We start from the raw sequence: 24,763 nt of genomic DNA on the forward strand, positions 1-24,763 counted from the left end.
GGTGTGACCACCCCGCTCTTCGACGTCGTGGCCATGACCGAGCACTGGATGCACGCCCATCCCGACACGGTCGCGTGCCGCGTCGAGCGGCGCCGCCACGCCGAGACGCTGACCTACGGCCGGCTCGACGAGCTCATCACCCTGGCCGCGACCAGGCTGGCGCGCGCCGGCGTGACGGCGGGGACGCGGGCCGCCGTGCTCGTCCCGCCGGGCAGGGAGCTGGTCGCCGTGATCCTGGCTCTGTTGCGGCTGCGGGCCGTGCCGGTGCTGATCGATCCGGGGCTCGGCGCGCGCGCCATCGGCGCCTGCCTCGACCAGGCCGCGCCCGGCGCGTTCATCGCGGTCCCGCGCGCCCACCTGGCGCGCGTCGTGCTGGGCTGGGCGCGCGACAGCGTGCACACCACCGTCACGCTCGCCACGAGCACCCTGTGGTTCGCCCGCACCCACCATCGAAGCGAGCCTGCCCTGAAGCCGGAGGCCGGGGATCCGGCGCTGATCGTCTTCACCTCGGGCTCCACCGGCCCGCCCAAGGGGGTGCCCTACCGCCACCGGCACCTGGCCGGGCAGACCGGCCTGCTGGCGCACGTCGGCGCGTTCGAGCCGGGCGCCACCCTGTACTCGACGTTCCTGCCGTTCGCGGTGGCGGCGCCGTCGATGGGGTGCGCCGCCGTCATCCCGCAGCTCGACCTGCGCCATCCCGAACGCACCGACCCGGCCGCCATGGCCCGCTCCATCACCGCCCACGGCGTGCGCGCCCTGTTCGCCGCGCCCGCCCTGCTGGACCGGCTCGCCCGCCACTGCCTGCGCCACGGCCTGGTCCTGCACGGTGTCGAGACCGTGCTCACCGCCGGCGCGCCCCTGCCGTTCCCGGTGCTGCGGCGCGCCCAGCGGTGCCTGCCCGCGCACGCCGGCGTGCGCTCGGTGTACGGCGCGACCGAATGCCTGCTGGTCAGCATGGCGGACGCGGCCGACCTCACCGCCACGGCCGAGGCCACCGCCCGCGGCGCCGGCACCTGCCTGGGCGGCGTCCTGCCTGGCAACCGGGTCCGCGTCATCAGGATCACCGACGAGCCGATCCCGCGCTGGTCGGACGACCTGCTGGCACCGCCCGGCACCGTCGGGGAGATCACCGTGGCGGGCCCGGCGGTCGGCGACCCGTACCTCGCCCGCCCGTACGACAGCGCCCTGGCCCGCATCGACGACCACGGCGAGCCCGTGCACCGCATGGGCGACCTCGGCCGTCAGGACGAGCAGGGGCGGCTGTGGTTCGCCGGACGCAAGAGCGAGCGCGTGCGCACCGCCGGCGGCGAGCTGTACACCGACCACGTCGAGCCGGTCGCCGACGCGGTGCCGGGCGTGCGGCGCAGCGCGCTGGTGGGGGTGGGGCCGCCGGGCGACCAGCACCCCGTCCTGTGCGTGGAGTGCGAGCCGGGCACCTCACGGCGCGAACGCCGCGAGACCGTCGAACGGGTGCGTGCGCTCGGCGGCATCACGCACGTGCTGGCCCACCCGGGCTTCCCGATGGACGTCCGGCACGCCAGCAAGATCTGCCGCCCGCTGCTGGCCCGCTGGGCCGCCGGGAAGCTCGGCCGGGAGGAACGGTGAAGGTCCTGGTCACCGGCGGCGGCGGGTTCCTCGGACAGGCCGTGTGCCGGCTGCTGGCCGAGCGGGGCGACCACGTCTCCGCGCTGAACCGCCGCCGCCACCCGGCGCTGGCCGGCCTCGGCGTCGTCCAGCACGCCACCGACCTCCGCGACCCGGACGGCGTACGGGCCGCCGTGGCGGGCTGCGACGCCGTCGTGCACTGCGCCGCCCTGGCCGGCCTGTGGGGACCGGCCGGCGACTACCGCTCCGTCAACGTGCGGGGCACGGCGAACGTGATCAACGCCTGCCTGCATGCCGGCGTCCCGCGCCTGGTGCACACCTCCTCGCCGAGCGTCGTCCACGGCGGGCGCGACCTGGAGGGCGTGGACGAGTCGGCCCCGCACGCCCGCCGGTTCCTGGCCCCCTACCCGGCGAGCAAGGCGGTCGCGGAACGGCTCGTCCTGGCCGCCGACGGCGACCGGCTCGCCACGGTCGCGCTGCGCCCGCACCTCATCTGGGGCCCGGGGGACCCGCACTTCCTGCCGCACCTCGCTGCCCGGGCACGCCGCGGGCGGCTCGTCCTGCCGCACGCTCCAGGCAAGCTCATCGACACGGTGTACGTCGACAACGCCGCCCGGGCCCACCTGCTGGCCCTGGACGCGCTCGCGCCGGGCTCGCCGCCCGCGGGCCGGGCCTACTTCATCACCCAGGGCGAGCCCCTCCCGCTCACCCACTGGGTCAACGCCCTGCTGGACGCCGCGGGCCTGCCACCGGTCACCCGGCACGTGCCGGCCCGCCTGGCCCGCCTGGGCGCCGCGGCCATCGAGTACGGCTACCGGCTCGCCCGCGTCCGGGCCCGGCCGCCCCTCACCCGCCTGGCCGCCGTCCAGGCCACGACCTCCCACTGGTTCGACATCTCCGCCGCCCGCCGCGACCTCGGCTACGAGCCGCGCATCAGCATGGCGGACGGTCTCGCCAGGCTCGCCGCCCACCTCTCCGCGAACCCCGTGGCGCCCTGATGTCCGGGCACACCCGGCCGCGCCTGCCCGGCTACCCGTTCCGCTCCCGCTGGTTCACCCGCGACGGGCTGCGCCGGCACTACCTGGACGAGGGCGGCGGCGCCCCCGTTCTGATGCTGCACGGCAACCCCTCGTGGAGCTACCTGTGGCGGCGGCTGATCGTGGCGCTGCGCGGCGAGCACCGCTGCGTCGCGCCCGACCACCTCGGCATGGGCCTGTCGGACAAACCCGGCGCCGACCGCTACCCCTTCACCCTGGCCTCCCGCGTGGACGACCTCGACGCGCTCACCGGCCACCTCATCGCCGAACGCGCCGCCCCCGACCGCGGCTGGACGCTCGTGGTGCACGACTGGGGCGGCCCCATCGGCCTGGCCTGGGCCGCCCGCCACCCCGGCCGGGTGTCCCGGCTGGTCGTGCTCAACACCGCCGCCTTCCCCGACCCGCACGGCCCGCGCGTCCGCCCGGCGCTGCGGCCGCCGCTGTGGCTGCTGCGCGAGACCCGGCTGGGGGAGCGGCTGTTCCTGCGCCACCACGCGTTCGCCCGGCTGGCCACGCTGCCGCCGTTCGGAGTCCGCCGCCGGCTGCCGGCGGACGTGCGGGCCGCCTTCCTGGCCCCGGACGACCGCGCGGGGCACCGGCTGGCCGTCCAGCGGTTCGTGCACGACATCCCGCTCCGGCCCGGCCACCCGTCCTGGCCGCTGCTGCTCCAGGCGGAGGAGACCTTGGCCGCCTTCGCCGACCGGCCCGTCCTGATCGGCTGGGGGCTGCGCGACCCGGTCTTCGACCCGCTCATGCTGCGCGAATGGCGACACCGCCTGCCTCGCGCCCAGGCGCACGTCTTCCCCCGCGCCGGGCACTACGTGCTGGAGGACGCCCACGACGAACTCGTACCGGCCATCACCGGCTTCCTACGGAACTGAGCCCCGCCCGCTCCCGAAGCCGGGCAGCCACCAGTTCCGATGCCCCAGCAGCCGCATCAGGCACGGCACCAGCACCATCCGGATGATCGTCGCGTCCAGGATGATCGCCGCCGCCACCGCGAACCCGCCCTGCTGGAAGTCCAGCCGCCGGGTGAGCATCAGCCCGCCGAACGTGACGGCCATGATGGCGGCCGCCAGCGTGATGGGACGCGCGGTGTGCCTCAGCCCGTGGAGCACGGCGGCGGTGTTGTCGCCGGTGCGGCGGTAGTGCTCGGCGATGCGGTGGACGAGGAAGACCTCGTAGTCCAGGGACAGGCCGAAGACGATGGTGAAGACGATCAGCGGCAGCAGGGCGTTGATGTCGGCGCCGTCCCCGCCGAGGTCCTGGAAGGCGACGGTGAGCAGCCCGAAGGCGGCGCAGACGCACAGCAGGTTCATGGCGACCGCCTTGACCGGGATGAGCAGGCTGCGGAAGGTCAGCAACAGCAGCACGAACGACGCCAGCAGCACCACCCCCAGCACCCGCCACAACCCGCCGGCGGCGCCCGCCGCCAGGTCGCCGAGCCGCGCCGCCGGCCCGACGGCCAGCAGCGGCTGACCGGCGGGCAGCAGGCGGGCGCCGAGCGCGTGCAGGTCCCGCTGGAAGGCGGCCGCCGCGGCCCCGTCCGGCGGGCACCGGTCGGCGATCAGCATCACGGTCAGGTCCCTGCCGTTGTCCATCACGGTGGCCATGGACACCCTCGGGTCGGCCCGCAACGCCTGCTGGAACGCGAACGTGTCCACGGGGACGGGCCTGCCCGGGTGCGGCAGCGCCACGGTGGTCAGGCCGGCCACCGCGTCCCGTTCCAGCTCCGCCAGCCCGGCGCCGAGGTCGGTCCCGGCGAGCGCCGGACGGTCGTAGTGCAGCCCCATCCGCAGATGCAGCACCGGGACGGCGGCCAGGACCAGCACGGCGGTGGCGGCCACGGCGTACCGGCCGGGCCGCTCCATCATGTGCCCGGCCGCGCGCACCCACGCGGGCTGCCCGGCACCCCGCGAGGCCCGCGCGGGCCGCCTCCCACCTCGTGCTGCCCGCGGCCAGGCCGGACGTGGCGTGTCCCGGCCGGGCCGCCGCCACGGCAGCGTGGCCCACTCCAGGTGGCGATCCATCCGGGACAGCAGCGCGGGGCCGAGCGTCAGCGCCGCCGCCAGGGTGACGAGGGCCGCCAGCATGCCGGCCAGCGCCAGGGAGTGCGCCCACGGCACCTCGACGACCAGCAGCGCGCACGAGGTGACGACGATGGCGGCCCCGCACCAGGTCACCGTCCCGCCCGCGGTGGCCGCCGCACGCCCGGCGGCCACCCGGGGCGGCAGCCCCGCCCGCCGGGCCTGCCGGTAACGCAGCAGGATCAGCAGCGTGTAGTCGAGCCCCAGCCCCAGCGACATGGTGACGGTGTAGGTCAGCATGGTCGAATCGACCGGCACGAACGCGGCCGCCGACGCGAGCGCGCCCACGCCGGTCAGGATCGCCACGCCCCCCACCGCCAGCGGCACCGCCGCCGCGCCCACCGCCCCCAGCCCGAGCACCAGCAGCACCGCCGCCACCGGAACCGTCATGGCCTCCATCGACCGCAGATCCGCCAGGTCGGCATGGGCGAGCTGCGCGAACGCACGGCTCACCCCCAGGATCGTCACGGTGACCGCCCCGGCCGACGCCTCCCGGGCCGCCTGCCGGGCGCTCGCGAGCTGGGCGGGCAGGTTCCGCTGCCGGGCCGGCTCGTCGCCGTGCACGCCCACCAGCACGTACGCGTGCCGGGGATGCCTGCCGTCGGTCTCCGGCAGCGGCAACATCGCACCCACGTCGGGCCTGGCGGCCAGCCTGTTCACCGTGGCGGCGATCGCCTGCTCGTAGCGCGGCTCGTCCGCGTTCAGCGTCGCCGAGCCGAAGGCCAGCATCATCTGCTCGCCGCCCAGCTCCGGGAACCCGCGCGCGACCAGCGCGGCGGCCGCCGCGGACGGCGAGCCGGGCACTTCCAGCGAGGGCGGGGCCAGCCGGTGCGTGAGCCCGGGCAGCGACATCACGGCTCCGGCGGCCAGCAGCAGCCACACCGCGATGACGAACAGGCCGCCCGTGCCCGCCGCCGCCCGGCCCAGCCGGTCGAGGACGCCGGAGCCACCGGCGAGCCCGTCCCGCCGCCCGCCGATCCCCGAGGGCGGCAGGACGGCGCCGCGACGGAGCCGGCGGCCACGCAGATCGACCGGCATGGTCAAGCCTCCCTCCGCCCCTGATGGCGAGGCGATCGGGCCGTCCCGCAGGCAGCCCGGCCGTCCCCTGTCACCAGCGCAGCAGCATCGTGCCCGAGCTGAGCCCGCTGGCCACGCCCACCAGCGCGACGAGGTCACCCCGCCGCAGCCGTCCCGCCCGCTCGGCCTGGTGCAGCTGCATCGGCAACGTGGAGGCGGCGAGGTTCCCGTGCTCGGCGATCGTCACCTCGGCCCTGTCCCGGGGCAGCTCGATCAGCTCGCACAGCCAGTGCAGCGCCGCCAGCGACGGCTGGTGCGCGCACACCACGGCCAGGTCCTCCCAGCCGAGCCCGCGCTCGGCCAGCGGCTGCCGCAGCACGCCGAGGTCCAGCTTCTGCACCCCGATGGCCAGCGCGATGGGATCGATGGCGAACTCGCCGCCGCGGAAACCACCGGCGGCCTCCCGTACGAACGGCAGAATCGACGCCTCCCAGTACGCGGAGTTCGCCCCGAACCGGTGCCCGAGCACCCCGGGAGTGCCGCTGGACTCCAGCAGCAGCGCCGACCCCGAGTCGGACACCGTGTAGGACGGGATCGCGGCCTCGAAGTCCTCCTGCGACTCCACCCGCCACCGGATGCTGGAGGTGACGACCTCGCCGCAGGCGACGAGCACCGTACGGTGATGGCCGCCGGTGATGAGCGCGTCGGCCAGGTGGATCGCCCGCAGGACGCTGTTGCAGGCGTCCCGCACGTCGAAGACCGGGCAGGAGGCCCCCAGCTTGGCCGCCACCATGTGCCCCGTCGCGGGTTCGACGGCGTCGCCGGACACGCCCGCGTAGATGATCAGGTCGATCGACGGCGGCGTGTGCCCGGTCCGCCGCAGCAGCTCGCGGGCCGCCTCCACCGCCAGGTCCGACGCCATGCGATCCGGCGGGGCGACGTGCCGCCGCCGTACGCCGCTGTGCCGCTCGATCAGGCCGCGCGGCACGCGGAACCCGGGGTTGCGCTCGGCCAGCAGGTCTTCCAGCTGCGGCGTCGTCAGCTCATCGTCCGGCACGTGCACCGCCACCCCGGTCACCCTGGAGTACCGTGACCGGCTCATGCCGGCTCCTCCCGCACGGGCCGCGCGGCCAGCCGATGGAGCATCCTGAATCCACCTTTCCTGGACAACAGGCGCTCACGATAAGCAACACCAGGCGGCGAACCCAGCCGAACCGCCGAGGGCACGACCTGGCTTGCCGCGGCCTTGACCGGCAGGGCGGAACTGTGTCCGCGGCGCGCCTGTGCGACGCCGCCGCCCCGTTCTATGGTGACGCTCTCCCGACTTCCGCTGGAGGGGCGCCATGATCGACCCGCAGACCGTCGAGCAGTACGACCTCCCCGGCCACCTCGAAGCCGTGCCCGACGAGATCGACGCCGTGAACCTGCCCGTGACCGGCGCCCTGCCGCCCGAGCTGGACGGCCGCTACCTCCGCAACGGCCCGAACCCCCTGCCCGGCCGGCGCAGCGGCCACCTGCAGACGGGCCACGGCATGCTGCACGGCGTACGGCTGAGCGGCGGCCGCGCCGAGTGGTACCGCAACCGGTGGGTGCGGACCGGAGCCTTCCACGGCAGGCCGTTCGTCACGCCCGACGGCCGCGTGGACCTGGCCTCCACCTCGGCCAACACCCACGTGATGGCCCACGCCGACCGCATCTACGCCCTGGTCGAGGTGGGCCTGCCGTACGAGGTGACGCCCGAGCTCGGCACCGTCGGCCCCTGCGACTTCGGCGGCCGGCTCACCACCGCCATGACCGCCCACCCCAAGCGCGACCCGGACACCGGCGAGCTGCACTTCTTCGGCTACGGCTTCCGCCCGCCGTTCCTCACCTACCACCGGCTGGACGCCAAGGGCGAGCTCGTCCACAGCCGGGAGGTGCCGGTGCGGGCGGGCACGATGATGCACGACTTCGCCGTCACCGAGCACCACGTCGTCTGGCTCGACCTGCCCATGACCTTCCAGCTCGCGCTCGCCGGCCAGGGCATGCCGTACGGGTGGGACGACTCCCACGGCGCCCGCCTCGGCCTGATGCGGCACGACCGGCCGGACCCCGAGGTGACCTGGTTCGAGATCGAGCCGTGCTGGGTCTTCCACGTCGGCAACGCCCATGAGGACGCCGCCGGGCGGGTGGTCGTGGACGCGGTCCGCTACTCGCCGGCCGAGTGGAACGCGCTGTGGGCGCTGCTGTCGCGGGCCGACGCCGCGCGCGGCTTCGTCCCGACGGACCCGGCGGTCGGCCGCGCCCGCCTGCACCGCTGGACCCTCGACCCGGCCACCGGCACCGCTGCCGAGCAGCGGCTCGACGACCGGGTGGTGGAGTTCCCGACGATCGACGACGACCTCACCGGGCGGCACTCCCGCTACCTCTACACCGTCACCGGCGGCGAGCCGCGCAGCCGCGACCGCTGCGCGATCGTCAAGTACGACCTGCACGACGGGACGTGCGCCGTCCACCAGCTGGACGGCGACACGATGATCGGCGAGGCGGTGTTCGTGCCGGCGGCGCAGGGGCCGCGCCGGGAGGACGACGGCTGGCTGATGGCCGTCGCCACCCGCCGCGACGGCTCCGCCTCGCAGCTCCTGGTCCTCGACGCCGGCCGCGTGGCGGGCGGGCCGGTGGCGTCGGTGGAGCTGCCGCGCGGCGTGCCGACCGGCTTCCACGGCTCCTGGATCCCCGACCGTCGTCCCTGAGGGGTGGTACCCGGGTCCCGTCGCACCCCGACCAAGATCGACCTTTTGGCCGACGCCGTGCGGGGGGCCGCGTTCCTAATCTGCACGCATGAGATTGCCGCGCAGTGTCCCGGCCGCCGTCCTGCTCGCCGCGCTGGCGGCTGCGGCCGGCCGGCCGCAGGTGGACGCGCTGCCCCCGCTGCCGCCGCTCACCGAGCGGGCGCTGGCGGAGCGGTACGCGGCCTCCGGATGGCCGGGGCGGCAGTTCCTGGCGATCAGCCGCAAGGGGGACGGGCAGGCGATCGAGGTGGTGGGCGACCTGGCGAGCGCCCGCACGATCGTCGTCTACGTGCCGGGCTCCGGGCAGAGCCTGCGGTCGTTCGACGGCTCGTACGAGGGGCCGGGCCTGGCCGCGCGCGCCCTCCATGGCGAGGCGGCCGCCATCGAGCCCCGCACCGCGGTGATCGGCTGGCTGGGCTACGACCCGCCCGACCTCATCAACCCCGAGATCCTCACGACCTGGCCGGCCGAGCGGGGCGCCGGGCGGTTGCGCGCGTTCGTACGGGCGCTGCCGGGGCGGGCGAGGATCGGCCTGGTGTGCCACAGCTACGGCTCCGTCGTCTGCGGCCGGGCGGTGGCGGGGCTGCGCGTGTCCGACCTCGTCGTGACCGGCAGCCCGGGGCTCGGCGCCGGGACGGCCGGTGAGCTGGGCACGCGGGCCAGGGTGTGGGCGGGGCTGGGCAGCCGGGACGACGTGTGGCGGCCTGGGGTGTCGCTGGGGCCGTTCGGGTTCGGCGCGGATCCGGTGAGCCCGGGCTTCGGCGCCCGCGTGTTCGACGCGGGGGACGCGCGGCACGGGACGTACCTGCGGCCGGGGAGCGCCACGCTGAAACGCATCGCCCGCATCGCCGTCACGGGAAGCGCCGGATGACCGGGCGGATCGCGGGGCTTGATGGGCGGGCGGGTGGCGGGCGGGCGTCTCGCCGGATCGAGCCGCGGGTCGCCGTCGCGGTGCTGGTCCTGGTGGGGATGGTGCTGGTGCACTGGCTCGCCACGGTGTTCGTCAGCACGCCCCAGGTCCGTGTGGCGGGCGAGCCTGCCGGCCTGCCGTCGTGGCTGACCTGGCCGGTGCAGCTCGCCGCCCTGACGGTGCTGGCCGGCGGGCACGCGAGCGACAGGCGGGTGCCGCGGTCCGTGGTGACGTTCCTGCTGGCCTGGGTGGCCGGGCTCGTCGTCCTGCTGGCGAACGGCTACTCGCGGGACGTGGTCTGGCAGGTCCTGCTCGTGGTTCTCGAACCGCTGCCGTACGTGGCCGCGTACCTGTTCATCGTCGCCGGCAGGCCCGGAGGCGGGTTCGGCGTCGCCGGCGGGACCGATGGCGACGGCAGGGTGGCGGGGCGGCCGGCCCGGCTGGGCGGGCGGTTCGCGCTGCCCGTCTTCCTCTGGCACCAGACGGTTCCCGTGATCGTCGCCCTGGCCACGACCAGGCTCGGCCCCCTCCCCGGGCTCAACGCCGTCCCCACGGCCTCCGGATGGTGGCCGGCCCGGCTCGCGTGGCTCCCGGTGCTCGCCGCCGTGCTGGCCGGGCTGGTGGCACTGGCGGAAGGAGCGGGGCGGGGGAGACCGGCGCGCTGATCTTCGCACGGGCTCCCGGCGGTCAGGACCAGGCGACCTCCCCGTGCCGGTCGACGAGCCGTCCCGAGCCCGCGCCGGGCCGCTCCGTCGCGAGGCCGACGATGGCGTCCGTCCCCTCGGTGACCGTCTGGGGGCCGGTGTGGCCGTTGAGGTCGGTCGCCGTGTAGCCGGGGTCGGCGGCGTTGACGCGGATGCCCGGCAGCGCCTTGGCGTACTGGGTGGTCAGCATCGTCAGCGCCGCCTTCGAGGCGGTGTAGAGCGGCGCGACGACCCTGGACTCGGGCCTGGACGGGTCATGGGTGTGGGCGAGCGAGCCCATGCCGCTGCTGACGTTCACGATGACCGGGTCCGCCGATCGGCGCAGCAGCGGCAGGAACGCGGTGGTCGTCCGGACCACGCCGGCGAGGTTGACGTCGAGGACGGTCAGGGCGTCGGCGCCGGTGAGGGCGCTGGGATCGCCGGAGGGGCCGTGGACACCGGCGTTGTTGATCAGAACGTCGATCGAGCCCTCGTGCCCGGCCACGTCCGCCGCCGCGGCGGCCACGGACGCGTCGTCGGTCACGTCGATCGGGACGAAGCGTGCGCCGAGTGCGGCGGCGGCCTCCGCGCCCCGCTCGGGGTCGCGGGCGCCGAGCAGCACGGTGTGGCCGAGTTCGATGAGGCGGCGGGCGGTCTCCCGGCCGAGGCCCTTGTTCGCTCCGGTGATGAAAGTGATCGTCATGTAAGGAATGTTCGTCCGGCCGCGAGCAGCTCCGCCAGGGACGGCTCGACGGTAGGAATAGCAGTACCACCTCCGGACCGCGACAGCTCGCCGGGGACGGCTCGACGGTAGGAACAGCAGTACCACCTCCGCGTCGCCGCTGATGGGCGGGCATGCCAGAGGATGGAGGGCATGGAGACGACACCTCCCGGGGCCGGGCTGGGCGCGACGATCCGCGCGTGGCGCGACCGCCTGCCGCCGTCCGCCGTGGCGCTGCCCGTGCGTCCGGCGCGGCGCGCGACGGGGCTGCGCCGCGAGGAGCTCGCCGAGCTCGCCGGCGTGTCGGTCGACTACGTCGTACGCCTGGAGCAGGGGCGTGCCACGACCCCCTCGGCGCAGGTGGTGGCGTCCCTGGCCCGCGCCCTGCAACTGTCCGCCGCCGAACGCGACCACCTCTACCGGCTGGCCCGCCTCGTCCCGCCGGCGGACGGCACCGTCCGCGACCACATCCCGCCCGGCGTGCACCGCGTGCTCACCCGGCTCGGGGACGTGGCGGTCGCCGTGTTCGCGGCGGACTGGCAGCTCATCTGGTGGAACCACGGCTGGGCCGCGCTGCTGGGCGACCCCTCCTCCTCGCCGCCGCACCTGCGTAACTTCGCCCGCGACAGGTTCCCGCTCGACGGCGGCCCCGCCCGCCTCGCGCTCTGGCCCGTCACCGAGTCCGACCGCGACGGCACGGACGCCGCCGTCGTGTCCGACCTGCGCCGCGCGACCGGCCGCTTCCCCCGCGACGCGCGCCTGGCCGAGCTGATCCGCGTGCTGAACGCGGGCAACCCGCGCTTCGCCGAGCTCTGGGCGACCGGCGCGGTGGCCGCCCACCGCGAGGACCACAAGACGATCAGGCACCCCTCGGTGGGCCCGGTCACGGTGGACTGCGACGTGCTGACCGACGGCGACTCCGAGCTCAAGATCGTGATCATGACGGCCGCGCCCGGCAGCCAGGACGAGACGAAGCTGCGGCTCGCGGCGGTCGCCGGCCAGCCCGCCGGCCACTGACCTGCCCAACACTGCTGTGCCCAACACTGCTGACCTGCCCAACACTGCTGACCTGTGCAGAGGTGCGGGACCAGCCGGAGGCCGCCAGGAGCGCGTGCTGGAAGTCCGTCGCCGTCATGTGGAGATCCCTTCACCGCCCGCGACCGACAGCTCCCAGTCGAAGCCCACACCCGCAGCGCGCCGTCCCGGTCGGTGACCAGCACCGACGTGCCGTCGGGCTGATCGTGACCGCGACGGTACGTCCCACATGCGGATCCGGCTCTTCCTGAAGTCCGAGCGCGTGCCCTCTTCCGCCATGTCAGCGGCCGGCCCCTTGATCACATGGCCTTGATCACATGGCCTTGATCGCGGTCATTGTCGACATGCCAGGTGAACAGCCCTCGGGCAAGTCCGCCGGGGTGTCAGGCGGGCCTGCCCAGGCCGCGCAGCTGGTCGGGGCTGAGCGCGGAGACGTTCTGGTCGATCGGCGAGTCGGTGTACTGGTGGATCGTCCAGGACTTCCAGTCGGCGGGCGGGGTGACCGCGCCCTTGGCCCTGCCGTAGTGCGCGACCCAGAGCGGGTACTCGGCCAGGCCCTTGCCGTAGGTGTCGGCGAAGTTCCAGCCGCTGTAGAACATCGGCGTGACCCCGGTCTTGGCCTTCACGTGCGACAGCCAGGCCCTGGCCCAGGCGTTGACCTGCTCGACGGACCGGCCGTCGGACGTCTCCAGGTCCAGCACCAGCAGGTCGCCGGGCTTGGCGGGCTGCGCGTTCAGCACGGACAGGAAGTGGTCGGCCTCGGCGATGGGGTCGTTGCCGGGGTGGCCGTAGTGGTAGGCGCCGCGGACGATGCCCTTGTCGCCCAGCTCGCGCCAGTGCCTGGCGAACGACGCGTCGCGGAACCCGGTGCCCTCGGTGGCCTTGACGATGCCGAACTGGGCCGAGCTGGCGCTCCAGTCGTAGAGCGGCTCGTAGTTGGAGATGTCCAGGCCGTAGGAGAGCTGGTGGGCTTCCTGCCGGGTCTCGTGCTGGACCTCGGGTGCGGCGACGTGGCCGGCGGGCGAGGCCGGCGCCGTGCCGGCCACCCCGGTGAGCGCGGCGGCACTCGCCAGGATCGCGCCGCCGACGGCCAGGCCGAAGCGCTCGGAAATCTGGTTCTTGAGGGTCGCGGCGAGCTTGGGCTTGAGCATGAGGTGATGACTCCTTGCTTCCATGCCGCCTACCGGGTTAGCTGACGGGTTCGGGCTGGGAAGTGCCCTACGGGCGCGGCGTGGGCCGGCGTCCGATTCACCCCGGGAAGATTGGGTCCCCGGCTCCGCTCATGGTGCGGATTCGGCGGCCGGGCGTCGTCCTCGAACAGCCCAGAGGCTGGGAGAACGGCGTCCGGTCCGGTCAACAGCGCGGGCGACGACACGACAGCAAGGCGTCAGTACGTGCACCGCTACCTACAGAAGGTACATATCACCCCAAAGACGGTGCAAATATGGCAAAAAGGATCCCCGTCCGTGAGGCCACGAACGGGGCTCCAATGCCGTGCCGGCCGGGGATTTGCGGCCGGGTAAATTTTCCGCTCTCGCCGGCGGGACGGTGCCCTCAGCCGCCGGCGGCCACCCGGCGGCGGCTCAGGAGCAGGCCCAGGGCGATCATGCCGATGCCCAGCACCAGGTGCAGCCAGTTGTCGGCGGCGTTGAGCGGGACGAAGTTGGCCGGGCTGTCGTGGCCCGCCAGCATGCCGTAGATCCAGAGCACCAGGTAGACCGCCCCGGCGCCGACGAGGAAGTTGCGCGCGCCGGCCCACGTACGGGCGAGCAGCACGCCGGCGACGCCGAACAGCAGGTGGACGAGGTTGTGCAGGATGGAGATCTGGAAGACGCCGAGCAGGTACGCATCGGACTCGTGACCCGCGAACCGCAGGTCGTCGTAGCCGGTGGTGACGCCGGGGATGAAGCCGAGCACGCCGACGAGCAGGAAGACGACGCCGACGCCGAGGGCGGCGACCTGCACGGGGGAGCGGGTGGCCGGAGTACGGGGGGTGTCCATCGGACCTCCCTGTTCAGGTGGGCCCTCCTCCTACCCCGTGGGCCGGGGTCATGCCGGGCGGGTCAGTGCGAGTCCCATGGCGCGCCCACGGTGTAGATCAGTGTCGCGAGGGCGAACAGCGCGCACACCGCCTGGGCGATCCTGGGCCAGTTCTTGATGCGGTTCATGACAGATGATCCAAGCAGATGGCGGTGTCATGACGGCTTCAGAACAGCTTCACCGCAGGCGATCGCCCCTCGTAGCGAAAGTGTCAGTGCCCTCGGGCAGGATGGCGGCCCATGGACGAGGCCCTTGATCCGTTCGCCGGGCTCGACGAGGTTCGCTGGAGCCGCATGCGGCACGCCTACGGCTCCGCGGGCGACGTGCCGGAGCTGCTGCGCGGGCTGGCGCACCCCGACCCCGCCGTTCGCGAGACCGCGCTCGACGGCATGTACGCGGCCGTGCATCACCAGGGTGACATCTACCCCTGCACGATCGCGGCTATCCCGTTCCTGCTGCGCCTCGCCGCCCATCCGGGGCTGCCCGGGCGGCCGGAGGTGGTGCGGCTGCTGGCCGGCATCGGCTCCGCTGAGGATCCCGGTGAGCTGACGGGGGCGTACCGGAAGGCCAACCAGGCGGTCGCGATGGCGTACCCGCTGTGGGAGCGGCTGCTGGAGGACGCCGACCCGCGGGTGCGGGAGGCGGCGGCCGAGGTCCTGCCCGCCTGCGCGGACCAGAGCCGCACGGCCCTCACCCGCCTGACGGCCCTGCTGGCGGGCGAGGGTGGCACGGCCGTGCGGGTGGTCGAGGGTGACCCAGGGGTGCGGGCGGTTGAGGGTGACTCCGGGGTGCGGGCGGCGTTCGTACGTGCGCTGGGCACGCTGGCGCGGCGCGTCGGGGAGCCGGACGCGGCGCTCCGTGACCTGCTGGCCGGCATCGTCGCCGCCGATCCGGACCCGGGGCTGCGGCTGGTGACTCTGGCCGAGCTCGCCTCGTTGCCCGGCGCGGCGGACGGCCCGCCGGTGGCCGAGGTCGAGGACGTGCTGCAGGTGGTCGCCGCCGTCTACCGTTCGGGCACGGCCGGCGTCCCGCCCGCGGGTTTCGAGACCGGCACCCTCGTCGGGGCCGTACGCCGGTTACGCGAGCAGGAGGACGAGGGCCGGCGCGCGCCCCGAGCGGCCGAGCTGGTGCGCAGCGTGAGCTCCTCCTTCGGGGACCGGGTGGCCGACCGCGTGCGCCTGCTGACGGCCCTGCTGCGCGTACCGGATGGGGAGTGCCGCCTGGACGCGTTGTGGCCGGCGGCCCTGCTCATCGAGGGCTGGCGGGGCGACTACGGTGAGCTCGTCGGCGAGATCGGCGAGCAGGTCCGCGACGGGCACGCGCGTACGCGCCCGCGCGCCGTCAGCGTGCTGCAGCGGCTGGGCCCGCTGGCCGCGCCGGCCGCCGACGCGCTGGTGGGGGCGCTGACGGCCGCTCCCGAACGTGTGCTGCCGCATCCGAGCACCGACGAAGGGCGCGTGGCCTGGGTCGTCGAATGGCCCAGCGACCTGCCGACCGTCGGCCCCGCGCTGGAAGCACTCGGCCGCACCGGGGATGAGCGGGTCCTGCCGATGCTGGGCTGGGTCCTCGACCATGAGCCGATGCCGCGCCACACCGGCTCACTCGTGGTCGCCTTCGGCTCGCGCGCCGCCCCGCTGGTGCCCCTCCTGCGCAGCCGCCTGCGCGACCTGCCCTGTGGCGACCGGCATGACGATCGCCGCGATGGGATGGCCTACGCGCTGGCCGCCATCGGCCCTGCCGCCGCCGAGGCGCTGCCCGACCTGCTCGACGGGCCGGTCACCCCGGCCGTGCTGCGCGCGCTCGTGGCCGTCGCGCCGGACGCGCCCGCCTGCCTGCCGATCCTGCGCGAGGCCGCCGCCGGGCAGGATCGGCGGCTGGCGGTGCAGGCTGCGGCGGCGTTGTGGCGGATCGGCCAGGACGACGGCGCCGCGCTGGCGGTGGCCGGGCGCTGCCTCGACGACGACAGCACGTACGCCTGGCGGGACGGGACGGAACTGCTCGCCGAGCTCGGCCCGGCCGCTGGGCCGTACGTGGTGCGGCTGCGACGCCTGGCCAGGCGCAAGGACCCGCACCACTGGCTGCCGCTGTCGGCGGCCCGCGCGCTGTGGCGGGCGACCGGCGACCCCAAGCCGGTGCTGCCGGTGCTGGAGCGGGCCTGGGCGGCAAACGTGCACACCCGGCGCGAGGCCGCCGCGCTCTGGGCCGAGATCGGTCCGCCCGCGGCGGACGCCGCCGGGCTCCTGTCCGCCGAGCTGGCCCGGTCGCGCCGGCACAACGCGAGCGACGACAGCTACCACAGCGCGGCGGTCGGCGAGGACGAAAAGCTGCTCGGCCTCTGCCGGACCGCCCTCGCCGCCGTAGGCGGGCACGCCTGAGGCCGATGCCCGCACGGCGCTTGCAGCCGCGTCGTGGGCGGGGCTGCGGGCACACGGATGCGCCTACGCGGCCTGGCCGGTGGGGGGTGCCACGAACGTGTAGGAGCCGGAGGCGACCCGGTAGACGGCATGATCGCCGTCCATCCGCAGGAACGTGGCCCGGTGCGGTGCCGCCACGAGGTGGCGGTCCTTGGCCGGCATCCATACCTCGGCGCTGGTGTTCGGCGGGACCTCGACCGTCAGCTCGAAGCGCTGATCGGTCCTGGTCCACTCCGATCGGGCGGTGCCGTGGGGGGTTTCGTAGCCGCCCTTGACGGAGGTGAGGTCGCCGACCGGTTTGGGCTGGATGATGAGCTTGCGGTAGGCGATCGTGCCGGGGGCCGGGCGGATGCCGGCCAGGCCGGTGTGGAACCACTCCTCGATCTGGGCGAGGATCATGTGGTTCTTGGAGTCGCCGCGGTTCCACCGCTCGCCGATGGTGGTCATGCCGCCGGGGTTGGCGGGGGTGGAGGCCATGAAGTAGCCGTAGCCGGGCTGGGTGTCGCTCTGCAGCAGCTCCCACAGGACGTCGTCGCGGCCGCCGTCGGCCAGGGCGCGGACGGTGGGGGCCATGCCGATGGTGCCGCCGCTGAAGTGCGGGCCTTCGCCGTTGGGGTGGAAGGCGTAGACGAGCTCGACGAGGGCGTCGAGGACGGCCTGGCGTTCGCCGTCGGGGACGAGGCCGGCGTCCAGGGCGAGCGCCTGGGCGGTCTGGGTGGCGCCGGTGGCGCCGGCGTTGCCGTCGGTGGTGTAGCGGCGGAGCTGCTGGTTGTAGAAGTGGGCGTTGAAGGCGGTCTTGATGTCGGCGGCCAGGGCCTGGTAGCGGGTGGCGTCGTCGGCGTGGCCGGTGAGTTCGGCCATCTTGGCCAGTTTGGTGATCATGGTGTAGTAGCCCCAGGTGCCGGTGATGCGGCCGGAGGTCTGGTCGGCGGCGACCCAGTCGGCCAGGGCGGCGTCCACGATGTGCGCGTTGTCGCCGGTGCCGGCCTTCTGGCGCTGGATGTAGTCGGCGAAGTCCACCATCTGGTCGTAGTGACGCGCCATGGTCTCGGTGTCGCCGTACAGCTCGTACAGCATGGCCGGGACGAGGATGATGGCGTTGCCCCAGTTGATCTCGTCGCCGAAGCGGCCGCTGTAGCCCCAGTCGTAGACGGGCGTCTTCAGGGCCACGTTGCCGCGCATCGGGGTGTCGGCGACCGACTGGCCTTCGACGAGGTGCCGCATGGTGGTCTTCAGGTACGCGGCGAGGTCGTGGTTACGGTGGATGGCGCCCATCGGCATGGTGTAGTCGGCCGGGTAGGACAGCTTCTCGCGGCCTGGGCAGTCGGTGAACACCGACATGATGTTGGACGCGAAGGAGTAGCGGGCCATCTTGTGGATCCGGTTGACCCGCGCGTTGGAGGTGGTCACCTGGCCGGCGACGGGGGTGTCGGCCTGCAGCCGGACGCCCTTGATCAGGTCCTTGTCCGGGGTGTGGCCCTCGGGCAGGCCGGTCACCTGGACCCATTGCATGCCGAAGTAGGTGAAGTCCGGGCGCCAGCGCTCGCCGCCGCGTAGCCCGGCCGTGGTGTAGGTGTTGAACAGGTCGCGGCCCCTGTTGCCGCCGCCGCCCATCAGGGAGGCCTGGTCGACGGTGCCGTCGGCGGCCAGGGATTCGGCGGGGGACATGCGGATGACGGTGCCGGCGGGCACGGTGCCCTTGAGGTTCAGCTGCGGCCAGCCGACGATGTTCTGCCCGAAGTCGAACACCCAGGTGCCGGGTGCCGGGTTCGTCATCGACACCGGTCTGAAGGTCTCGACCACCTTGATGGGTTCTGCGGTGCGCGCGACCAGCTGGGTGGCGAGGTTCGGCGGTGGAGCGATGCCGGCGGAGGTCCACTCCATGGCCGAGCCGTCGCGGCGCTTGGCGGCGGGGGAGAGGTCGGCGCCGGGGGAGTCCCAGCCGGGTTGCTCGCGGCGGGCGTCGTGGTCGGAGCCGGAGTACCAGGCGTCGGTGACCAGGGGGCCGAGGGCGGTGCGCCAGCTCCGGTCGGAGACGATGACGTCAGAGGAGCCAGTGGTGTAGGAGATCTCCAGGCGGGCGATCAGGCGTGGGGTGACCGCCGCGCCGGCGCTCGGGTCGCTGGCGGCGAGGTTGTTGCCGGAGCCGGTCACCGTCGCGCCTGCGGAGTGGGGACGGGACAGGGCGGGGGTGAAGGTGATGCCGGAGGTGCCGATCGCGGTGATGGTGCGGGATTCGAGGTTGTCGCCGCCGTCGCCGGTGTCGATGTTGATGGTGCCGCCGACGTGGTAGCCGGTGACGTTGTCCAGGGGCACGGCGGTGGCGCCGGGGTCGGTGGCGGCGGTCAGGGTGCCGGTGCCCTTGAGCTGGCTCTGCCACCAGGAGTAGGGGGAGGTGCGGCCGACGGCCGGGTTGGTGACGCTGCGCCGCACGTAGGCGGGGCCGTTGCCGAGCCGGACGCCCAGGGTGTTGGCGCCGGCGCGCAGGGCACGGGTGAGGTCGTAGGTGCGGTACTCGCTGGAGAGCTGGTAGTTGGAGTTGCCGGGGGCGAGCACCTCGTCGGTGAGCTCGCGGCCGTTGAGCGTGGGCAGGTGCAGGCCGACGCCCGACACGTAGAGGCGGGCGCTGGCCACCCGCTTGCGGCGGTCGAGGTCGAAGGCGCGGGCGAAGATCGGCATCGGCTGCGCTTCCGTGCGGCCGGGGTACTCGATCCAGCGGGCCTGCCCCCAGTCGCTCTGCTGGAGCAGGCCCATCTCCCAGGAGGACGGCCTGCTCCAGGCCGAGGGCTGCTCGCCGGCGTCCCAGACACGTACGCGCCAGCTGACCTGCTGCCGCGAACCCAGGGCCCGGCCGCCGTAGCGGACGCCGGACTGGATGGCGGAGCGCACCTTGCCGGAGTCCCACAGCAGCCGCCCGCGCCCGAGGTCGCCGTCGCTCGCGGCCACCTGGATCTGGTACGCGGTCTGCGCGTCCGCCGGGCAGGCGGCCCGGGAGGCGGGACGGTGGCACGGATGGCCGGCGGAGCGCCGGGCCGGGGCCATCCGCCATCCCAGCGAGGGGGCCGGGTTGTCGATGCCGAGCGGCTGGTCGCGGCGGCCGTCCACGCGCAGGTCCACGACGTCGACGTTGGGCTGTGCGGCGGCGGTGGCCGGTGAGGGGTTGACCAGGACGAGGGTGAACGTCAGTCCCAGGCCTGGCAACAAGCGGCGTAATGAGGACATGAGAGTCACTCCCTGCGGCTCTAAAACGATTTAAGAACCTTGCAGATGCCGTTAACGTAAGCGCGCCGTAGGAGATCGTCAAGGCCGGTCTGGGTAACGGTTCACACGGATGCCCCACGTCAAATCGTCAGCGCCTGAGAATTTCGGGAATCGATACGCACCCTCCTCCTCAGGCGGCCTGCTGGGTGAAGCGCAGCAGGTTGCCGGACGGGTCGAGGAAGGCGCAGTCGCGGGTGCCGTCCGCCCGGGTCTTCGGCTCCTGCATCACCTCGGCGCCCGCCGACTCAAGGCGCCGGAACGTGGCGTCGCAGTCGCCTGTGACGAAGACGAGGCGGCCCAGCAGGCCCTTGGCCAGCAGGTCCTCGATCACCCGGCGGTCCGCTTGCGGGACCCCCGGGTCCGCGCCGGACGATCGGAGGAGGATCCGTACGTCCGGCTGCGAGGGCGGGCAGACGCTCACCCATCGGGTCCCCTCGGTCTCGGCGTCGTCGCGCACCTCGAAGCCGAGCACGTCCCGGTAGAAGCCGAGCGCCTGGTCCACGTCGTGGACGGCGAGCGCGCAGTGCGAGAGTTTCAAGGCCGCTCCTTGGTGGCGGGGAGAAGGAGGATGTCGAGGTCGCGGAGCCGGTCCTGATCGGTGTCGATGGCGATCCGGGTGATCCTCCCGCCGGTGACGGTGAACGCGAAGACCGCCCTCGGCCGGCCCCTGTGCAGCCAGACGGCCGCGGGAACACCGTCCACCAGGGCGAGCCGGGCCGCCTTGGCCCCGCCGGCGAAGAAGGCCGCCACCGCCCGATCGCCGTGGATCTCGCCGACCACGACGTCCGGGTCGAGGATCTCGATCAGGGCGGCGAAGTCCCCGTTCCTGGAGGCGGACAGGAACGCCTCGACGATGTCCCGCTTCACCGACCGCGCGGCCTCGGACTCGCCGGCCGCTCCCCGCACCCGGCGCCGCGCCCGGCTGGCGAGCTGCCTGGCCGCTGCGGGGGAGCGGTCGATGATGCCGCCGATCTCGCCGAACGACACGGCGAAGACGTCGTGCAGGACGAACGCGAGCCGTTCCACGGGCGCCAGCGTGTCCAGCACCACCATCAGCGCGACACCGACCGAATCGGCCAGCACCACCTCTTCCTCAGGGCCTGTCGCGCTCGACCGGACATCCGCGTGCGTCGTGACAGGCTCGGCCGGCAGCGCTCCGGCCGCGTCCTCGCGCCGGTTGCGGCGGGCCTCCAGCATGTTCAGGCAGACGCGGGCGACGACCGTGGTCAGCCAGCCGGCCGGGTTCTCCACCTGCCCGGTGTCGGCGCGGCTGACCCGCAGCCACGCCTCCTGTACGGCGTCCTCGGCCTCGCCGGGCGAGCCGAGCATCCGGTAGGCCACCGCGTGCAAGCGGTCCTGGTGCTCGGCGAACCGCTCGCTGACCCAGTCATGCTCGGCCATCTGTCACATTCCTCCGTTTCGCCGGTCATTCAGATTGACCGACGCAAGGGAGAAATGTGACACCGGGGCCCGTCCCCGGTGCCGCACCTGTCAGTACAGATAGAGGAGACACACCATGAAAGCGCACGTGAGCTCGATCCTGCTCGGCGTCCGGGACATGGAGCGGGCCAAGCGGTTCTACACCGACGGGCTCGGCTGGAAGGTCAAGAACGACTGGGGCATCTCGGTGTTCTTCGAGTCGGACGGCGCCTCGCCCGTCGGCTTCTACCGCCGCGACGGCCTGGCCGAGCAGGTGGGCACCAGCCCGGAGGGCAGCGGGTTCAGCGGGCTGGTGCTGACGTACGTCGTCCGCAGCGAGGCACGGGTGGACGAGGTCATGGCGGAGGCCGGGAAGGCCGGCGCCACGATACTCAAGCCCGCCGGCGCGCTGCCCTGGGGCGGGTACGGTGGCACGTTCGCCGACCCGGACGGCTACATCTGGAGCCTCGGCTACAGCGCCCAGGGGGCGGACCAGCCGTACGCGGAGTAAGGGCCGGGCGCGGTACGGGTCGTTCGTCCTGGAAGGCCGGGGACTTTCGGCCCTGCCGTGGCACGGCCCGTACGGTGATCATGGGAGCAGACACCCGCCGAGGTGGGAGATCCCCATCCCCGAGGCGGCCCCCGGCCCGGCAGCGGATCGGTGGCGGTGACCGGCAGTCACAGTGGCGAGCCCGGCCCGCCGGGCAGGGCCGCGTCCCTCCTGCCCGGCGGGTGTCCTCACGCGCGGCCCTTCAGCGGCCGGTGACCTCACGATGCCGAACGAACACGCCGCAACCGCTGCGCTGCAGCCGCCAAGCCGCAGCCGCCAAGCCGCCGTGCCGCGCCAGTCGTGCCGCGCCAGTCGTGCCGCGACCGTCGTGCCGCGACCGCCGCGCCATAGGCGGCGCGTCGTACCCGGCGGGCGGTGCATGCGTCGCCCCTCTCAGGGCATGCGTCGGCGACGGCAGGCCCTGCCGCGACGGGCCCGCGCGTGATGCGATGAGAGGTGACGAAGGAGGAAATCGTGATCATCGTTGGAGTGGACGGATCCGTGGCCTCGCGAGCCGCCGTGGAGTGGGCGGCGGGCGACGCCGCCCTCAGGCATGTGCCGCTGCGCATCGTGCACGTGGTGGACACCTCGTGGTACCAGGTCGGCAAGCCCCCCGGCGCCGCGCTCCCGGACACGCTGCTGCGAGGCGGGCGCCAGGTGCTGACCGAGGCGGAGGCCCTGGCCCGCGAGCGGCAGCCGGCCGTCGAGGCCACCACGGAGCTGGTGACGGGCAGCCCCGCCGACGTGCTGCGCGAGCGGGCCGGGGACGCCGCGGAGCTGGTGACCGGCAGCCGCGGGCTCGGCGGGTTCGCCGGCGCGCTGGTGGGCTCGGTGAGCATGCACCTGGCCGGGCACGTGCACTGCCCCGTCGTGGTGGTGCACGCCGCGCACCTGCCCGCCCAGGGTGAGGTGGTGGTGGGGGTGGACGACTCGCCGGAGTGCGAGCCCGCCCTGGCGTTCGCGTACGAGGAGGCGGAGCTGCGCGGCGCGACGCTCAGGGCCGTGCACGCCTGGCAGCTCCCGGTGCACGCCTACGCCCCGGATCTCGACTTCGACATGGACGAGGTCCGCGCCGCGCGGCTCCAGGTCGTCCGCGACCGGTTGAAGACGCTCGGTCGCGACCACCCGGGGGTGAGCGTGGTCGAGGACGTGCGGAGCGCGCATCCGGTGGACGCGCTGATCGCGGCGGCCGAACGGGCCGACCTGGTCGTCGTCGGCTCGCACGGGCGCGGCGCCCTCGGATCGGCGCTGCTCGGCTCGGTCAGCCGGAACGTGCTGCAGCACGCCCGCTGCCCGGTGGCCGTGGTCCGCGCCTGACGGCACGGAGCCCGGTGGCCGTGGCCCGCGCCTGACGGGACGGGACCTTCGTCATGGTCATCGGGGACGTTCGCCGCTGACCGCGCGCGCCACGATGCGGGAGCGTGGCAGCGGAAGCGAGGTGGATGTTCATGCCGATCGAAGTCAAGGACGTCATGGGACGGGTGGCCATCGCGGTGCCGGCGGACGCGTCGTTCGCCGACATCGTGGCCGCGATGAAGCGGTTCGCGGTCGGCGCGGTCACCGTGATCGACGCCGACCGCCGCCCGATAGGCGTGGTCTCCGAGGACGACCTGCTGCTCAAGGAGATCGACCACAGCGGGCCGGGGTTCGGGCCCCGCAGGCGGCGCGACCGCGAGAAGGCCGCGGGCGTCACGGCGGCGCAGCTCATGACCGCTCCGGCGATCACCGTCACCCCCGGCACCGGCGTGCGGGAGGCCGCCCGGCTGATGCACGACCGGCGCGTCAAGCAGCTCCCCGTGATCGACGTGGTGACCGGGCGCATCGCGGGCACCCTGCACCAGCGGGACGTGCTGCGCGTCTTCACCCGCCCGGCCGCCGACCTGGAGGCCGACGTCCGGGCGGTGCTGCCGGAGCCGGGGCCGTTCACGGTCGAGATCGAGGCGGGCGTGGTGAAGGTCGGCGGGCGGGTGCGGTGGCGGTCGCAGGCCGTCGCGCTCACCGAGGCCGTCCGCGCCGTCGAGGGCGTCGTGGACGTGGTGTGCGAGGTGGCCTGCGACTCGGACGACCTGATCGTCGTCCCGCCACTGCTGTAGATCAGCGGAAGTCCCGCCACTGCCGAAGGTCGGCGGAAGTTCCGCCGCCGCTGCGGGTCAGCGGAAGTCGGACAGGCGGAAGACGGCCAGCATGTCCGCCGCCCGCGACGAGCCGGTCGAGAAGGAGGCTTCCGCGCCGACCCAGCCGCGGAAGGCCCCGCTGTCGTCGATGATCTGCATGAGCGGCTTGACGTGCGAGTTACCCGTGTAGCAGAACTCGCCCCGCTCCATCGCCAGGCAGGTGCACCAGTGCCACATCGTGTCGCGGCGGTCGGAGTTGGAGATCTTCGTCAGGTAGTACTGGATGGAGCTGACCCCCGCCTTCGTGCCGCCGCCGTAGCGGGGGCAGCCGCCCGACTTCTGGCAGGCGCCACGCGAGGACGGCTGCAGGTACGTCAGGCACGAGGTCGTGGTCGTGCAGGCGCGGAAGGCGGAGTGGCTGAACGGCTGGTTGTTCGAGGTGACCAGCTTGCCGCCCGCCCAGCTCGTCAGGTCCTGCCTGAGCGAGCCGCGGAACGCCTTCACCGAGCTCATCTCGCGCCGGGTGCCGATCGCGGCGTTGCTGCCGTAGCCGTACCCGTGCGTGGCCAGGGTGCTCCGCTTGAGGTCGAGGCGGGCCAGCTTGCCGTCCGGCGAGCGGCGGACGTACCACTGCTCCGTCCAGGTCTGGGCGATCTTCCAGCGGATGGTGAGCACGTTGCCCGCCATGCTGTACGTCCCGGTGCGGCTCTCGTCGGGGGCGCCGGTGAAACCGCCGGCGGTGAGCACCCGGCAGGTCCTGGCACGCGAGGCGGAACCGCCCGCCTTGGTGGAGCAGCCCTTGTCGGGGACCATGCCGGTGCGCTGCCTGGCCTCGGGGTTGCGCTGCCACCACAGGTACAGCGAGGCGCTGACCGTGCCGTTCGCGGCGAAGCGGTAGCTGCCCAGGCGGAGCCAGTTCTGCTGGGAGGCCGCCTTCAGGTGACCTTGCGAGACGACGAAGGTGGACTTGCCGCCGGGCAGTGCCGCGGCGGCCGCCGGTTGGACGGGGAGGAGGGTGATGGCGAGGACGAAGGAGAGGATCGCCGCTGCGGTTCGCATGAAACAGGCTCCGGGTGGCTTACTGGCTCGGTCGGTCATC

Annotated in this window: 20 protein-coding genes and 1 riboswitch; of the genes, 11 read left to right on the top strand and 9 right to left on the bottom strand. The window is 73.9% G+C overall.

Going from position 1 to position 24,763, the window contains the following annotated elements; translation table 11 throughout:
* Positions 1-3: 3 nt before the first annotated feature.
* From HD593_RS24015 to HD593_RS24025, 3 genes are read left to right on the top strand one after another with little or no spacing between them, the layout of a single operon-like run.
* On the top strand, positions 4-1,605 hold the full coding sequence (locus tag HD593_RS24015; RefSeq protein ID WP_185104364.1) for a fatty acid CoA ligase family protein: 1,602 nt from the start codon (positions 4-6) through the stop codon (positions 1,603-1,605).
* A complete protein-coding gene (locus HD593_RS24020; protein WP_185104365.1) occupies positions 1,602-2,603 on the top strand; it encodes an NAD-dependent epimerase/dehydratase family protein in 1,002 nt (333 codons plus the stop codon). The genes HD593_RS24015 and HD593_RS24020 overlap by 4 nt, the downstream gene beginning before the upstream one ends.
* On the top strand, positions 2,603-3,523 hold the full coding sequence (locus tag HD593_RS24025; protein WP_185104366.1) for an alpha/beta fold hydrolase: 921 nt from the start codon (positions 2,603-2,605) through the stop codon (positions 3,521-3,523). The genes HD593_RS24020 and HD593_RS24025 overlap by 1 nt, the downstream gene beginning before the upstream one ends.
* Here the strand turns inward: HD593_RS24025 and HD593_RS24030 are convergent.
* Complete coding sequence (locus HD593_RS24030; RefSeq protein ID WP_185104367.1) at positions 3,512-5,767, bottom strand: MMPL family transporter; 2,256 nt, start codon at positions 5,765-5,767, stop codon at positions 3,512-3,514. The genes HD593_RS24025 and HD593_RS24030 overlap by 12 nt on opposite strands.
* A 70-nt stretch (positions 5,768-5,837) precedes the next feature.
* Positions 5,838-6,848, bottom strand: coding sequence for a 3-oxoacyl-ACP synthase III family protein (locus tag HD593_RS24035; protein ID WP_185104368.1), 1,011 nt, complete (start codon positions 6,846-6,848; stop codon positions 5,838-5,840).
* A 241-nt stretch (positions 6,849-7,089) separates the two neighbouring features.
* Between HD593_RS24035 and HD593_RS24040 the strand changes: the two genes are divergently transcribed.
* From HD593_RS24040 to HD593_RS24050, 3 genes are all read left to right on the top strand, one after another.
* Positions 7,090-8,478 carry a carotenoid oxygenase family protein gene (locus HD593_RS24040; protein WP_185104369.1) on the top strand — a complete coding sequence of 463 codons (1,389 nt, stop codon included), beginning with the start codon at positions 7,090-7,092 and terminating at the stop codon, positions 8,476-8,478.
* Between the two features lie 88 nt (positions 8,479-8,566).
* A complete protein-coding gene (locus HD593_RS24045; protein ID WP_185104370.1) occupies positions 8,567-9,388 on the top strand; it encodes an alpha/beta hydrolase in 822 nt (273 codons plus the stop codon).
* Positions 9,385-10,092 (top strand): hypothetical protein, encoded by a 708-nt coding sequence (locus HD593_RS24050; RefSeq protein WP_185104371.1) that lies wholly within the window; start codon positions 9,385-9,387, stop codon positions 10,090-10,092. Before HD593_RS24045 ends, HD593_RS24050 begins: the two co-directional genes overlap by 4 nt.
* 22 nt (positions 10,093-10,114) lie before the next feature.
* On the opposite strand, the gene HD593_RS24055 is transcribed toward HD593_RS24050, so the two are convergent.
* Positions 10,115-10,813: an SDR family NAD(P)-dependent oxidoreductase gene (locus HD593_RS24055; protein ID WP_185104372.1), complete on the bottom strand. Its 699-nt coding sequence runs from the start codon at positions 10,811-10,813 to the stop codon at positions 10,115-10,117.
* A gap of 171 nt (positions 10,814-10,984) precedes the next feature.
* Here HD593_RS24055 and HD593_RS24060 point away from each other — a divergent pair, with 171 nt between their 5' ends.
* The gene (locus HD593_RS24060; RefSeq protein WP_221524923.1) at positions 10,985-11,848 is read left to right on the top strand and encodes a helix-turn-helix transcriptional regulator; all 864 of its coding nucleotides are present in this window, start codon (positions 10,985-10,987) and stop codon (positions 11,846-11,848) included.
* Positions 11,849-12,249: 401 nt separating this feature from the next.
* Here the strand turns inward: HD593_RS24060 and HD593_RS24065 are convergent, their stop codons facing one another.
* Together HD593_RS24065 and HD593_RS24070 are read right to left on the bottom strand one after the other, a co-directional pair.
* Positions 12,250-13,017: a glycoside hydrolase family 25 protein gene (locus HD593_RS24065; protein WP_185104374.1), complete on the bottom strand. Its 768-nt coding sequence runs from the start codon at positions 13,015-13,017 to the stop codon at positions 12,250-12,252.
* 11 nt (positions 13,018-13,028) lie between these two features.
* A riboswitch (cyclic di-AMP (ydaO/yuaA leader) is annotated at positions 13,029-13,175 on the bottom strand.
* Between the two features lie 245 nt (positions 13,176-13,420).
* Positions 13,421-13,867 carry a DUF4383 domain-containing protein gene (locus HD593_RS24070; RefSeq protein ID WP_185104375.1) on the bottom strand — a complete coding sequence of 149 codons (447 nt, stop codon included), beginning with the start codon at positions 13,865-13,867 and terminating at the stop codon, positions 13,421-13,423.
* Between the two features lie 278 nt (positions 13,868-14,145).
* On the opposite strand from HD593_RS24070, the gene HD593_RS24075 reads away from it, so the two are divergent.
* Positions 14,146-16,281, top strand: a complete 2,136-nt coding sequence (locus HD593_RS24075) for a PBS lyase (RefSeq protein ID WP_185104376.1) — start codon at positions 14,146-14,148, stop codon at positions 16,279-16,281.
* A 63-nt stretch (positions 16,282-16,344) separates the two neighbouring features.
* Here HD593_RS24075 and HD593_RS24080 read toward each other — a convergent pair whose 3' ends face one another.
* The 3 genes from HD593_RS24080 to HD593_RS24090 form a co-directional block, all read right to left on the bottom strand.
* The gene (locus tag HD593_RS24080) at positions 16,345-19,542 is read right to left on the bottom strand and encodes a family 78 glycoside hydrolase catalytic domain (RefSeq protein ID WP_185104377.1); all 3,198 of its coding nucleotides are present in this window, start codon (positions 19,540-19,542) and stop codon (positions 16,345-16,347) included.
* Positions 19,543-19,711: 169 nt separating this feature from the next.
* Positions 19,712-20,119, bottom strand: coding sequence for a VOC family protein (locus HD593_RS24085; protein ID WP_185104378.1), 408 nt, complete (start codon positions 20,117-20,119; stop codon positions 19,712-19,714).
* Positions 20,116-20,982, bottom strand: coding sequence for a sigma-70 family RNA polymerase sigma factor (locus tag HD593_RS24090; protein WP_185104379.1), 867 nt, complete (start codon positions 20,980-20,982; stop codon positions 20,116-20,118). The genes HD593_RS24085 and HD593_RS24090 overlap by 4 nt, the downstream gene beginning before the upstream one ends.
* A 115-nt stretch (positions 20,983-21,097) precedes the next feature.
* Here HD593_RS24090 and HD593_RS24095 point away from each other — a divergent pair, with 115 nt between their 5' ends.
* The 3 genes from HD593_RS24095 (at position 21,098) to HD593_RS24105 (ending at position 23,643) form a co-directional block, all read left to right on the top strand.
* Entirely contained in the window at positions 21,098-21,511 is a 414-nt protein-coding gene (locus HD593_RS24095; RefSeq protein WP_185104380.1) for a VOC family protein, read from the top strand.
* Positions 21,512-22,024: 513 nt separating this feature from the next.
* Positions 22,025-22,867, top strand: a complete 843-nt coding sequence (locus tag HD593_RS24100; protein WP_185104381.1) for a universal stress protein — start codon at positions 22,025-22,027, stop codon at positions 22,865-22,867.
* Between the two features lie 131 nt (positions 22,868-22,998).
* Entirely contained in the window at positions 22,999-23,643 is a 645-nt protein-coding gene (locus HD593_RS24105; RefSeq protein WP_185104382.1) for a CBS domain-containing protein, read from the top strand.
* A 57-nt stretch (positions 23,644-23,700) separates the two neighbouring features.
* Here the strand turns inward: HD593_RS24105 and HD593_RS24110 are convergent, their stop codons facing one another.
* Positions 23,701-24,723: a hypothetical protein gene (locus tag HD593_RS24110; protein ID WP_185104383.1), complete on the bottom strand. Its 1,023-nt coding sequence runs from the start codon at positions 24,721-24,723 to the stop codon at positions 23,701-23,703.
* Between the last annotated feature and the right edge of the window lie 40 nt (positions 24,724-24,763).

The organism is Nonomuraea rubra (assembly GCF_014207985.1).
Classification (GTDB): Bacteria; Actinomycetota; Actinomycetes; order Streptosporangiales; family Streptosporangiaceae; genus Nonomuraea; species Nonomuraea rubra.

What these genes read in the sequence shown, in the direction of transcription:
- HD593_RS24105 (WP_185104382.1), top strand. Translation starts at nt 22,999, where the DNA reads ATGCCGATCGAAGTCAAGGACGTCATGGGACGGGTGGCCATCGCGGTG.
- HD593_RS24045 (WP_185104370.1), top strand. Translation starts at nt 8,567, where the DNA reads ATGAGATTGCCGCGCAGTGTCCCGGCCGCCGTCCTGCTCGCCGCGCTG.
- HD593_RS24035 (WP_185104368.1), bottom strand. Translation starts at nt 6,848, where the DNA reads ATGAGCCGGTCACGGTACTCCAGGGTGACCGGGGTGGCGGTGCACGTG.
- HD593_RS24110 (WP_185104383.1), bottom strand. Translation starts at nt 24,723, where the DNA reads ATGCGAACCGCAGCGGCGATCCTCTCCTTCGTCCTCGCCATCACCCTC.
- HD593_RS24060 (WP_221524923.1), top strand. Translation starts at nt 10,985, where the DNA reads ATGGAGACGACACCTCCCGGGGCCGGGCTGGGCGCGACGATCCGCGCG.
- HD593_RS24050 (WP_185104371.1), top strand. Translation starts at nt 9,385, where the DNA reads ATGACCGGGCGGATCGCGGGGCTTGATGGGCGGGCGGGTGGCGGGCGG.
- HD593_RS24055 (WP_185104372.1), bottom strand. Translation starts at nt 10,813, where the DNA reads ATGACGATCACTTTCATCACCGGAGCGAACAAGGGCCTCGGCCGGGAG.
- HD593_RS24080 (WP_185104377.1), bottom strand. Translation starts at nt 19,542, where the DNA reads ATGTCCTCATTACGCCGCTTGTTGCCAGGCCTGGGACTGACGTTCACC.
- HD593_RS24075 (WP_185104376.1), top strand. Translation starts at nt 14,146, where the DNA reads ATGGACGAGGCCCTTGATCCGTTCGCCGGGCTCGACGAGGTTCGCTGG.
- HD593_RS24090 (WP_185104379.1), bottom strand. Translation starts at nt 20,982, where the DNA reads ATGGCCGAGCATGACTGGGTCAGCGAGCGGTTCGCCGAGCACCAGGAC.
- HD593_RS24070 (WP_185104375.1), bottom strand. Translation starts at nt 13,867, where the DNA reads ATGGACACCCCCCGTACTCCGGCCACCCGCTCCCCCGTGCAGGTCGCC.
- HD593_RS24095 (WP_185104380.1), top strand. Translation starts at nt 21,098, where the DNA reads ATGAAAGCGCACGTGAGCTCGATCCTGCTCGGCGTCCGGGACATGGAG.
- HD593_RS24025 (WP_185104366.1), top strand. Translation starts at nt 2,603, where the DNA reads ATGTCCGGGCACACCCGGCCGCGCCTGCCCGGCTACCCGTTCCGCTCC.
- HD593_RS24040 (WP_185104369.1), top strand. Translation starts at nt 7,090, where the DNA reads ATGATCGACCCGCAGACCGTCGAGCAGTACGACCTCCCCGGCCACCTC.
- HD593_RS24065 (WP_185104374.1), bottom strand. Translation starts at nt 13,017, where the DNA reads ATGCTCAAGCCCAAGCTCGCCGCGACCCTCAAGAACCAGATTTCCGAG.
- HD593_RS24030 (WP_185104367.1), bottom strand. Translation starts at nt 5,767, where the DNA reads ATGCCGGTCGATCTGCGTGGCCGCCGGCTCCGTCGCGGCGCCGTCCTG.